We start from the raw sequence: 12,175 nt of genomic DNA, 5'->3' as shown, positions 1-12,175 counted from the left end.
CAAAATATAAATACAAGCTAGTACTTACATGACATTATGTTTAGCAAATTTAACGACCCAAAATATATAAGACAAAAAAACAGCAATGAGTAATGGTAAAATTCTTGAAGTCTGCTTAAACGAAAGTCATTTAAAGCAGCTCGCAAACAATATCTCATCAGCGAGCCAATTAGGCGTGAAACGCTTTGAACTGTGCTGTAATTTGCATCTTGGCGGTTTAACTCCGAGTGTGTCAGCCATTGAATGTGCAGTGAAAAATTTAAAGAATAATGCAGAATTATTAGTGATGATACGTCCGTACAATGATCAATTCGAAGTCGATTCTCAGTGTCATAAAATAATGCGTGAACAGATCAAGTACGCAGCAGAATCCGGTGCACATGGTGTAGTATTTGGTGCAATTAAACATCAGCAAGTCGATGAAGACATAACCCATTCGTTGGTTAATACTGCAAAGTATTTTAATTTAACGGTTACTTTTCACCGTGCCTTCGACACGCTTGAATCACCAATAAAAGCCCTTGACTCACTCACTGCATTAAACGTCGATCGCATTTTAACGTCAGGCACACCATGGCAAAGTGGGCATAATGCAGTTGATGGACAAACTCAACTTAACACCTTACTCGTGCATGCTAAGCCAGAAATTGTAATTGGTGGCGGTATAACGTTAGATAGTGCGCCAACACTGTGGCAATTAATAAACCATCATTCAGCGAAGGCGTCTCTGCATGTTCACTCATGTGTGCATAATTCGATTGGTGATATCGACATAGATGCAATTTGTTCATTGCTCAAAAAGGATTAAATATGACTACAAAGCACCTGTATTATCTAGGTATCGACGGCGGTGGCAGTAAATGTAAAGTTCGCTTAGAAAACCAAGACGGTCATCTATTGAGTGAAGCAATTAGCGGCTCAGCCAATGTCGCTACCAGCGCTGTGCAAAGCCAAGCATCTCTATTGGATGCCACTAAACGTGCATTTGAATATGCTGGCTTACCTCTCACTGAGCTGAAAAAAACCTCTGCGCATGCAGGTCTTGCAGGGGCTAATATCGAGTCAGCAAGCAAAGCAATGGCGCAGTGGCAGCACCCTTTTTCTCAGTTTACTGTGTCAACCGATTTAGTGATTGCGTGTAAAGGCGCTCATCAGCATCATGATGGTGCGGTCATTATTCTTGGGACGGGTTTTTGCGCCGGTTTCCAACGTCATCAGCACATCACCGAGTTAGGCGGATATGGCTTATTGCTAAGCGATGGTGCAAGTGGGGGCTGGCTAGGCTTACAGCTATGCCGAAAAGCATTTGAAGTACTCGATGGCGTTACACAGCGCTCAAGTGTTATAAATACTCTGCTAGATGAGCTCGATTGCAAGTCGAGTCAAGCTTTAAGCCAACAGTTAATAACGGCCTCCCCTGGGGAGCTCGCCAAGTTTGCGCCGCTCGTTTTCGCGCATCCTAACGATAGTTTCTGCCAACAATTACTCACCGAGGCAGGCTCTTTTATAGACCGCTATATCGCTAACTTTAAAGCTCAAAATATACACCGTGTTACCTTGGTAGGCGGTATTGCCTTAGCCATTACTCCTTGGTTAAGCCCGTCAAGTCAATCTCAGTTAACGTTAGCGCAAGCTAGTGCTGAAGAAGGCGCTATTTTATTGGCAAAACAGTCATATTAGTCGCCTAATTGAGAACGCATTTGTGATGGTATTTCACCAAACAAACGCCGAAATTGTTTGCTGAAATAGCTTGGTTCAGAAAAACCGCATTGATACGCTACTTGTGATATTGGCATGCGTGTTTCAATTAATAATTTACGTGCGTTTTCGAGACGCACTTCGTTTATAAACTGATTTGGAGTCTTTGCTAAGTGCTTTTTAAATCGCCTTTCTAGAGCGCTAATCGATAAGTGTGCGAGTTCTGCCAGCTCATCAATACTAATTTGGCGATGATAATGTTCGCGAATATACTTAACAGGTTCTTCAATTGCTCGCACGTGTGAAAGGGCTTTAGATGTTTTTTGTAAATGGCGCGTCACACCATAGGTGCCAATCACATTACCATCGTGATCTTTGAGTGCGTGCTTAGATGTTGAAAACCAGCCAAGCTCACCTTGCAGGGTTTGATTTAACTCCAGACGGTCTGTCACGATAAAGCCTTCCATCACTCGCTTATCGTCATTCACATATTGAAACGCTAAGTGTTTAGGCGAAAAGTCAAAATCTGTTTTTAGTAAAATTTGCTCTAGAGTTTTATAACCCTGATGTTCAATAAAATGCTGATTACAATGTAATATTCTACTATCCGTATCTTTCACCCAAAAGAGGATATCGGGCAATAGATCAAATGCAGCAATGAGCTGATTGACTCCCGCTTTTTTTATTATTTCTTGAATATTCATAACTAAAACCCCCCTAAAAAATGTCATTGCCATTATATTTTAAGCGCCGATTTTGTTGCATTGTCAACCGAATTTTTATTATCGCTTATTGCCCAAGCTTACCTATTATCAATAACATGACATTAACAGTAGCAAACGCTACTTTGATTAGGAGCGCTTAAGATGAGCAAAGCTAAAATCCGCATGGCTATGATCGGCGGTGGCGAAGGTGCCTTTATAGGCGCAATTCATCGCATTGCAGCGCGATTAGATGGCATGATAGAGCTTGTGGCTGGTGCATTCAGCTCGGATACCAACAAGTGTAAAGCAACTGGCGAATTACTTGGCCTCGATAGCAGCCGTTGCTACGACAGTTACCTCACCCTATTTGCAGAAGAAGCAAAATTACCTGCTGAAGAGCGCGTTGATTTTGTGGCAATTGTAACGCCTAACCACTTGCACTTCCCGGTGGCAAAAATGGCTCTAGAGCACGGTTTTCATGTTTTATCAGACAAGCCTGCAACTCTTTCACTTGTCGAAGCACAGCAATTACAAGAAATCATTACCAAACAGGGGCTTTTGTATGGATTAACACACACCTACACCGGCTACCCGATGGTCAAAGAGGCTAAGCAGCGCATTAAAGCGGGTGAGCTTGGCTGTATTCGTAAAGTCATTGTTGAATACACCCAAGGCTGGCTTGCACAAAGTGAAGATGAAAGCTCTAAGCAAGCAAGCTGGCGTCTTGATACGAGTAAATCGGGAATAAGTTGCTGCATGGGCGACATTGGTGTGCATGCAGCAAATTTGGCTGAGTATGTATCGGGCCTCGAAATAACCCAACTGTGTGCCGATTTGAACCATGTAGTTGATGGCCGCAGCCTCGATGATGATGGCACGGTGCTACTGCGTTTTAACAACGGTAGCAAAGGCGTATTACTCGCAAGCCAAGTCGCTATTGGTGACGAAAACAACCTACGCCTGCGTATTTATGGTGATAAAGCCAGCCTTGAATGGTCGCAACTAGAGCCGAATAGCTTATGGCTGCGTGCGCATAACCAAGCAGCTATCTTGCTAAGAGCGGGTGTAGGCGTACTTCACACTGATACGCAAAATGCACTGCGCACACCGGCGGGTCATCCTGAAGGATACCTTGAAGCCTTTGCCAACATTTACAGTAATTTTGCAAAGCAAATTCACGCATTTAAACAAGGCGACAGCGCCACAAATCAAGAGTTTGATGTACCCGGTATCAAAGAGGCTGTACGCGGTATGGCATTTATTGAGCATGTTGTAGCCTCGTCAGAGCGCGATACTAAGTGGCACAGTTTACAGATTGGATAATACATAATGAAAAAAATCAAAGGGCCAGCGATCTTTCTGGCGCAATTTATTGGCAATGAAGCCCCTTTTAATAGCTTTCGTGGATTATGTAAATGGGCCAGTGGTTTAGGTTACAAGGCCATTCAAGTCCCTACCTCTAACCCCGCTATTTTCGATTTAGAAAAAGCCGCCGAAAGCCAGCAATACTGCGATGAAGTCACTGGTATTGCAGCCGAGTCAGGCCTTACAATTTCAGAGCTATCAACCCACTTGCAAGGTCAGCTGATTGCGGTACACCCTGCATACGATGAAATGTTTGATAATTTTGCTGCAGACCACGTAAAAGGCAACCCAGCGGCACGCACACAATGGGCAACGGAGCAGCTAATGTTTGCCGCAAAAGCGAGTAAACGCCTTGGTTTAACAACGCATGCGACTTTCTCGGGGTCTTTTTTATGGCATACCTTTTACCCGTGGCCACAACGTCCACAGGGACTTGTTGAACAAGGTTTTAACGAACTCGCTAAACGTTGGTTACCAATTTTAGATTGTTTTGATGAACACGGTGTTGATGTTTGCTATGAATTACATCCGGGCGAAGACTTGCACGACGGGGTAACATTTGAGCGCTTTTTAGCCGCCACAAATAATCACCCTCGTGTGAACATTCTATATGATCCGAGTCACTTCGTATTGCAACAATTAGACTACTTAGCATTTATCGATATTTATCATTCACGCATAAAAGCGTTTCATGTCAAGGACGCTGAGTTTATTGCAAATGGCCGCTCTGGGGTATACGGCGGCTTTCAAAACTGGCAAGACCGACCGGGCCGTTTTCGATCTTTAGGTGATGGGCAAGTCGATTTTAAGCAAATTTTCAGCAAATTAACCCAATATGGCTTCGATGGCTGGGCAGTGCTTGAATGGGAGTGTTGTTTAAAACACCCAGAAGATGGGGCACGAGAAGGCGCTGAGTTTATTAACGCACATTTAATAAACCCCACCGACAAAGCCTTTGACGATTTTGCCAGTGGCGCAACAAACACTGAGCGTAATAATCGAATTTTAGGTTTATAAAACCGACAACAATTGAACACACAGGACACACAATATGGACAACAATAATTATAATCGCATTGTCTTTCGGCTTTGCTGTATAGCACTGATTGTGACCTCGATGACCTTTGCCATTCGCGCTGGTATTTTGGGTCAACTTGGTGGTGACTTTGGTTTAACTGACACCGAACTCGGTTGGGTCAATGCAATGGCGTTTTTAGGTTTCCCCGTTGCGACCATGCTCGGTGGTATAATCTACAACGCTATTGGTGCTAAAAAGCTGGTCGCGTTGGCATTTATTTGTCACTTACTTGGCCTTGCCTTAACCATCACCGCAGATGGCTTTTGGGGCTTGCTGGTATCGACTTTTCTAATAGGCTTTGCAAACGGCTCTGTTGAAGCAGGTTGTAACCCATTAATAGCTGAAATGTACCCTAAAAACACCACCACCATGCTTAACCGCTTTCATGTTTGGTTCCCTGGCGGGATTGTAATTGGTGCATTAGCGTCTAATTTCATGTCGGCTGCCGGCCTTAACTGGCAGTGGCAAGTCGCTTTAATATTAGTCCCGACCATTATTTATGGTGCCATGCTAATTAAAGCAAAATTTCCGACCTTTGATACACGTACCCACTCGACCAGCAGCAACATTCGTCATTTATTTACCCCGCTGTATTTATTTCTTATAGCGTGCATGACACTGACCGCCACAACGGAGTTTGGTACTCAGCAATGGATTGAACGTATTTTAGGTTCATCGGGGGCATCACCCATGGTCATTTTAGCACTTATAACAGGGCTCATGGCGGTAGGTCGTTTTTTTGCAGGCCCTATTGTCCACAAGCTTAACCCAACTGGTGTATTACTTAGCTCTGCGCTTTGTGCAAGCTTAGGTGTCTTTATGATGAGCCAAGCACAAGGCACCATGATTTATCTAGCCGCTATTTTATTCGCCATTGGTGTAACTTACTTTTGGCCTACCATGCTTGGTTGTGTTGCCGAATACATTCCGAAATCGGGCGCGCTAGGTATGTCGTTAATGGGAGGCGCGGGCATGTTCGCAATGAGTATTTGGAATCCAGTCATAGGAAGTTGGATAGACAGTGCCCGTTTGTCTGCAAAAGCATCAGGTGCCAGCGCGGAACAAATCGAAATTTTAGCCGGACAGGCTGTATTACAAAACCTGTTGATATTCCCGATTATTTTAATCGTGGCATTCATAGGGTTGCATTTAGTTATTAATAACAACAAACGCGCTGAAAAGTGCGCATCTTAAGCAAGTAAATCGTCGAGGAACACCATGTTTAAATCTCTCAAAGCACTGACTTTAGTGCTCACAGTTAGTAGCTGTGCACTCGCTAATGCGACTGATAATCAGCTAACACAACAAGAAAAAAACGCCGGATGGCAGTTACTGTTTGATGGCAAAGACATGTCACAGTGGCGTAATTTTAAAAGTGACTCTTTAAATCCAGCTTGGGTTATTGAAGATGGCGCCATGACCTTAACAAAAGGAGGTGGCGACCTACTAACCAAGAAACAATATCAAAACTTTGAACTGCACATTGATTGGAAAATTTCAACCAAGGGCAACAGTGGTATTTTTGTGCTGGCCGATGAAACAGGACAAATGATTTATTCACACGCGCCAGAGATTCAAATTATTGATAACAAAGAGCACCCAGATAACAAAATTGACTCTCATTTAGCTGGCTCAATTTATGATTTATTCGCTGCCCCTGCTGCTGCACATAAACCCGCCAATAGTTGGAACCATGTGCGTATAAAAATGCAAGACAACCATCTACAAGTTTGGCAAAACGGCATTAGTACGACAAGCATCGTTATTGGTAGTACAACATGGAACACGCTTGTAAAAGGCAGTAAGTTTGCCAATTGGCAAAACTTTGCAACGGCTAAGCAAGGCCATATCGGGCTTCAAGATCACGGCGATAAAGTGTGGTTTAAAAATATAAAAATTAAGGAGCTTTAAGATGTCTGAATTTAAACATAAGGTATTGGTTGTTGGCTCTGGTGCAGGTGGTGCAATGGCTGCTTACACACTTACAAAACTAGGTCATAAAGTACTGCTGTTAGAAGCAGGTCGACATTATGACCCAAAAACCGAAAGCCCAATGTTTCGCCGCAATAGCGAGGCTCCATTAATGGGGGCAGGCAACAAAGATAAAAACTTTGGTTTCTACGATGCAACGGTCGATGGCGGTTGGCAAGTACCCGATGAGCCATACACCAGTGCAAAAGGCAGCGACTTTTATTGGTGGCGCGCTCGCATGTTAGGCGGCAGGACTAATCACTGGGGTCGTTACTCTCTGCGCTTTAGTGAACACGACTTTAAAGGTAAAAGCCGTGATGGTCACGGTGCGGACTGGCCTTTCGAGTATGCCGACTTAGCACCTTGGTACGACAAAACAGAAGAGCTCGTTGGGGTGTGTGGCACTAACACTGGCCATGAAGATATGCCAGATTCATCGCCGGGTATTTTGCAGCCACCACCAAAACCCCGCGTACCAGAGTTATTAATTGCTGCTTCTGCAAAGAAATTGGGCATTCAAGCTGTGCCAATGCATCGTGCGGTTTTAACCCGTCCAAAAGACGACCGTTTAGCATGCTTCTATGCAACACCATGTGGCTCTGGTTGCTCAATTGGTGCCGCATTCCAAACAACAACATCGCTGTTACCTATGGCAAAAGCAACGGGTAATTTAAAAGTGATTACTGATGCAATGGTAAAATCGGTGGCTGTTAATGATCAAGGTAAAGTAACGGGTGTAACCTATGTTGATAAGAAAACAGTCACAGAGCACGCTCTTGAAGCTGATGTGGTGATTCTTGCGGCCAGTGCCTGCGAATCAGCGCGTATTTTATTAAACTCTAAACACAAAACACACCCTAAAGGTCTTGCTAATTCGAGTGGTCAGGTTGGTCGTAACCTAATGGATTCAACAGGTGCATGGCTAGGAGCACAGATTCCAGCACTAAAAGGCCGCCCGCGTTATAACGAAGATGGTCATACCGCAAACCACTTATTCATTCCTTGGTGGGGCCATCAAGCCCAAGCTAACAATGAGTTAGATTTCCCACGTGGTTATCACTTTGAAATTGGTGGCGGCTTCAGACAACCCGGTTCAGGTGTGTCTGGCGATAAACAAGGCTACGGCCCCGCCTTAAAACAACAAATTCGCGATGCGTATGGCTCTTATGTAGGATTTGCGCTACGCGGTGAAATGTTACCAAATAAAGATACTTACATGGAAATTGACGAAAACGTTAAAGATAAATGGGGTATTCCGGTTTCGAAATTCCACTTTAAGTGGTCTGATCGTGAATTAAAGCAAATTGAGCATGGCTTAAAAACGGCCAAACAAATCCTTGAAAACATGGGCGCAGAGGTTGGTGAACTCCCGCCTGCCGAAAAAGCTATTTCAAAAGGTGGCGAGATTATCCATGAGGTAGGTACCACACGCATGGGCAGCTCAAAGAAAGACTCTGTGACTAATCAATGGGGTCAAACGTGGGATTGTAATAACTTGTTCGTCATGGATGCAGGGGTGTTTGCCTCAAACCCACATAAAAACTGTACGCTCACCATCATGACGCTGGCAATGCGTAATTCAACTTGGCTTGCTCAACAAATTGATAATGGGGTACTTTAATTATGCATCATCGTAACGAACACGAAACCTATAACTATGTTTCAGGAATGAGTCGACGAGACTCTTTAAAGTGGCTAGGCTTATTAGCCGCAGGCTCAGCGGTCGGGCTAACCGCAGGGTGTACAAAAGCACTTGAAATCGGTGCAGCATCCTCAACTGAGGGGCATTGGCCGGACTTAGATATTAAACCTATTACCGCAAAAGGTTATGGGCAAGATCCCAATTTAGTAATCCCACCACAATCACCATGGCCATTGACATTAACGGCGGACGAAATAACCTTAGTGGCGTTATTATCCGATTACATTGTGCCGCGCGAAGGCACTATTCCATCGGCAAGTGAGTTGCACGTACCGGCGGTTATCAATGAATGGGTTAGCGCACCTTATGAAGGACAACAACGTGACCGCATTAAAATTTTAAATTCACTTGCGTGGATAAACGACGAATCTAAGCTGCGCTTTAAGAAGCCATTTACCGCCTTAAGTGAGCAACAGCATCGTGCAATTTTAGATGATATTGCTTATTTTAATGAACAAACACCTGCCCAATTTCAACGTATAGGTAAAGCATTTTTACGCTTTAAAGAGTTAGTGTTAGCCGCTTTCTTCTGCACGCCTGAGGGCTGTAAAGACATTGGCTACTTAGGAAATGTGCCTATTGCAGGCGATTATCCGGGACCGTCTGACGAGGCAAAAGCGCATTTAGATCAGGTTTTAGTAGACCTAGGCTTGAGCGAATACGCCTATACCGATTAGCTTCCCCCCTTGTGTTGTTTTATAACACACTGCAATGCAGGGGGTTAACTCCCCTGCTTTTTTAGGATTTAAATATGTTTAACTCTCGTTATTTATTATTTTTAATTTGCTTTGTATTTAGCAGTCAGTTATTGGCGACTATTCCAGTCAGTGTGCAATTATGGTCGGTTAAGGACTCCCTTAAAAAAGATTTCCATAATACTTTAAAATCACTCTCTGAAATGGGCTTTGATGGCGTTGAGTTTGCCGCAGACTTTGGCCCTTACAGTGATAACCCTGCCGGCCTCAAAGCAAAACTAACTGAATTGGGCTTACTTGCCAGTAGTGCTCACGTCGGCTTTGATGCACTCAATGAAAGCAATATTGATAGTACACTCCTTTTTTACAAAACACTTGGGGTAACAACACTGTATGTCCCTTGGGATGAGCGAGCATGGCACCCAGAAGGCGTTAAATCATTGGTTAAAGAGCTGACTAAAGTCAGTAATTATGCAAGCCGCTATAATATGAAGATCGGTTTTCACAATCATAATAAAGAGTTTAATGCATTTAATAACGCAACATTTTGGGATTACATCGCTAGCAACACCCCAAATAGCATGCCATTACAACTAGACATTGGCTGGGTTAATTACGCGGGTAAAGACCCTCTTTATTTCATAAAAAAATACCCCAAGCGAACGCTCTCAACACACATAAAAGTTCGTACTAAAAATGGCAGCATACTCAGCCCTATTATTGGTGAAAACAGCATAGATTGGCCAGAAATCATCGACACCTTAGAAACAGATGGTAATACCCAATGGTTAGTGCTTGAGCAAGAGGAATACCCTGAGGGATTAACGCCACTGCAAAGTGTGGCAAAATCGAAAAAGAACTTAGATAAAATTTTAGTGGGGATGTAAATCCCTGCTAATGGCGTTATATAGAAAAATAACGAGCGTTATTCAGCATATAATCGGTAAAATTTTCATTAATTTCTTCACCCAATAAATTTAAACCGCATTATATTACATACTGATTCAAAAAAGGAATTTCATATTAAATAATACAATACAATCAAAAAAGGGACAAAATACCCTCTTTTAGGCTGGTTGTCATATATTACAAGGATCGTAATATAAAGAAAAACATCTCAAGGATAGAGCATGAAAGTCCTAACGCTGAAGAAAAATTCAGAGAAAAGCGTGTTATTAATACTCGCTTTTATACTATTTACCCTGTTGATTCTTTTAGAATATTTACCTGAAAAGTATCTCATTTATCAATTAACGTTGCTAACAACCGTTTGTATATCTGCAATAATTATCGTCTTAGTTATTAGCTCCAAAAGTGAATTAACAATATGCCATCACGGTGTATTTTATAGTTCTATGTTCGGCAACTTTCACATTGAAGCCAGTCGGGTCAAATTGCTCCGTCACTATTCAAAATGTGGTTTTCACTGTGTCATTATGTTTGGTGATAGGTTCTTTCTTTTTGCCCCCTTCTACACGTTAACGTCACGGCAAACACAAGGACTAAAACGCTATAATTCCAATTTATTAAATTGGTTACACGAAAAAAGTAAACACAGAAAACTGCTCTAACCGCTTAAGCAAAAGAAAGATACTTTAATAAAAACATGTTGTGAAAACGCACCATGCTTATATTTATTAAATCATACTATTTAGAGGGTGTTATTTAAGACATTGAATTTTAATGCACTTTATAGAAGCAGCCACCAGGCGGTTTGACTATTTAGTGAAAAATATAGTCAAACCACAGTCAGGCTCTGTTTAAAAAGTGGGCTCTTAGTTATCCCATTCTTTAAGAGCATCTTTAACATATTCATAGCGCCAAGAATTGAATAAGTCAGGCTTAGATGACGTTTTTCGTTCTTCGTTATCGAGCTTCCAGTTCCAACTTATTAATTGGTTAATTTGCTTTTTAGACGCTAAGACATCTTCTGGAATACCCTGCTCTTTTGCTACTTTAGTGATCTTTTGCTTAATATCTTTCGCCGCCTTTTTATAAGCTGGAAAATCAATAAGACGCTTTAATTGCTGCGGATGCTCACTAACGTCAATCGCTTTTCCTCGCTCGATGCACTGTAATATTTCAACCCCCGAACGATTTACTTCCATCGGCTCAATACCCGGTACACGGCGTAAAGAGTTTAAGCTTGCGGGTTTACGTTTGGCAATTTCAACCATATTGTGCTCTTTCACTACAAAGTTAAGCGCAAGGTTTTTTCGCTCAGCTTTTTCACGGCGCCATGCAGCAAGCTCTCGTAATACAGCTAAGTCATGAGGACGTAATTGCCATGCATTTTTAATATCTTTATAAAGCTGATCATAAGGCGTTTGATAAGCCCGTTTTTGCGCAACCAACTCACTTTCACTAATGACGATATCAAAAAAGCCAGCTTCATCAATTTGCTTTTTAATTATTTCGAAACAAGGTAATAAATGAAAAGTATCGGCTGCTGCGTAATCTAGCTGTTTTTTGGTTAATGGGCGTTGTAGCCAGTTTGTTCTTGATTCGCTTTTATCTATTTCGATATCAAGTAATTCTTTGACCATGTGGGCGAACCCCATGCAGTTGCCATGCCCTAAAATTTGCAGTGCAAACTGGGTATCAAACAAGGGGGTTGGAACAAAACCCGCGTACTTTTGAAACACCTCAATATCTTCTGACGGAGAGTGCAATACCTTTAAAACATCTGGGTTTTTAAGCACTTGCCAAAAATCATAAAGTGACAACTCTGCCAATGGATCGATTAGCGCTAAGTGCTCACCATCAAAAACTTGAATAAGTGCGACCTCTGGGTACAAGGTGCGACGGCGCATAAATTCGGTATCAATAGCAAGCACAGACTTGCCTGTAATTTGTTCTACAAAATCATTTAATTGGTTTTGCGTTTCGATCACTTGGTATTGCACTTATACCCCTTTAAATATCAATTACCATAAAAAAAGCCGGCTAATGCCGGCTCTTA

The 12,175-nt window shown here is 42.5% G+C and carries 11 protein-coding genes; 9 read left to right on the top strand and 2 right to left on the bottom strand.

Going from position 1 to position 12,175, the window contains the following annotated elements:
- Positions 1 to 85: 85 nt before the first annotated feature.
- Positions 86 to 808, top strand: a complete 723-nt coding sequence (locus BM378_RS09725) for a copper homeostasis protein CutC (protein WP_074989079.1) — start codon at positions 86 to 88, stop codon at positions 806 to 808.
- A 2-nt stretch (positions 809 to 810) separates the two neighbouring features.
- Positions 811 to 1,680, top strand: a complete 870-nt coding sequence (locus tag BM378_RS09720) for a glucosamine kinase nucleotide-binding domain-containing protein (RefSeq protein WP_074989078.1) — start codon at positions 811 to 813, stop codon at positions 1,678 to 1,680.
- On the opposite strand, the gene BM378_RS09715 is transcribed toward BM378_RS09720, so the two are convergent.
- On the bottom strand, positions 1,677 to 2,402 hold the full coding sequence (locus BM378_RS09715; RefSeq protein ID WP_036971930.1) for an AraC family transcriptional regulator: 726 nt from the start codon (positions 2,400 to 2,402) through the stop codon (positions 1,677 to 1,679). The genes BM378_RS09720 and BM378_RS09715 overlap by 4 nt on opposite strands.
- A 162-nt stretch (positions 2,403 to 2,564) precedes the next feature.
- Here BM378_RS09715 and BM378_RS09710 point away from each other — a divergent pair, with 162 nt between their 5' ends.
- From BM378_RS09710 to BM378_RS09680, 7 genes are all read left to right on the top strand, one after another.
- Positions 2,565 to 3,725 carry a Gfo/Idh/MocA family protein gene (locus BM378_RS09710; RefSeq protein ID WP_074989077.1) on the top strand — a complete coding sequence of 387 codons (1,161 nt, stop codon included), beginning with the start codon at positions 2,565 to 2,567 and terminating at the stop codon, positions 3,723 to 3,725.
- Positions 3,726 to 3,731: 6 nt separating this feature from the next.
- Positions 3,732 to 4,784 (top strand): sugar phosphate isomerase/epimerase family protein, encoded by a 1,053-nt coding sequence (locus tag BM378_RS09705; protein ID WP_065979061.1) that lies wholly within the window; start codon positions 3,732 to 3,734, stop codon positions 4,782 to 4,784.
- 34 nt (positions 4,785 to 4,818) lie between these two features.
- On the top strand, positions 4,819 to 6,039 hold the full coding sequence (locus tag BM378_RS09700; protein WP_036971933.1) for an MFS transporter: 1,221 nt from the start codon (positions 4,819 to 4,821) through the stop codon (positions 6,037 to 6,039).
- A gap of 24 nt (positions 6,040 to 6,063) precedes the next feature.
- On the top strand, positions 6,064 to 6,756 hold the full coding sequence (locus tag BM378_RS09695) for a 3-keto-disaccharide hydrolase (protein WP_065979059.1): 693 nt from the start codon (positions 6,064 to 6,066) through the stop codon (positions 6,754 to 6,756).
- 1 nt (position 6,757) lies between these two features.
- Entirely contained in the window at positions 6,758 to 8,437 is a 1,680-nt protein-coding gene (locus tag BM378_RS09690) for a GMC family oxidoreductase (protein ID WP_036971935.1), read from the top strand.
- A 2-nt stretch (positions 8,438 to 8,439) separates the two neighbouring features.
- The gene (locus BM378_RS09685) at positions 8,440 to 9,195 is read left to right on the top strand and encodes a gluconate 2-dehydrogenase subunit 3 family protein (RefSeq protein WP_074989076.1); all 756 of its coding nucleotides are present in this window, start codon (positions 8,440 to 8,442) and stop codon (positions 9,193 to 9,195) included.
- 74 nt (positions 9,196 to 9,269) lie between these two features.
- Complete coding sequence (locus BM378_RS09680) at positions 9,270 to 10,100, top strand: sugar phosphate isomerase/epimerase family protein (RefSeq protein ID WP_074989075.1); 831 nt, start codon at positions 9,270 to 9,272, stop codon at positions 10,098 to 10,100.
- Positions 10,101 to 10,988: 888 nt separating this feature from the next.
- Here BM378_RS09680 and rnd read toward each other — a convergent pair.
- Complete coding sequence (rnd, locus tag BM378_RS09670) at positions 10,989 to 12,119, bottom strand: ribonuclease D (protein ID WP_036971939.1); 1,131 nt, start codon at positions 12,117 to 12,119, stop codon at positions 10,989 to 10,991.
- Positions 12,120 to 12,175: the final 56 nt, after the last annotated feature.

It is taken from the genome of Pseudoalteromonas lipolytica (genome assembly GCF_900116435.1).
Classification (GTDB): domain Bacteria; phylum Pseudomonadota; class Gammaproteobacteria; order Enterobacterales; family Alteromonadaceae; genus Pseudoalteromonas; species Pseudoalteromonas lipolytica.
This window is presented reverse-complemented; position numbering and strand designations above follow the sequence as displayed.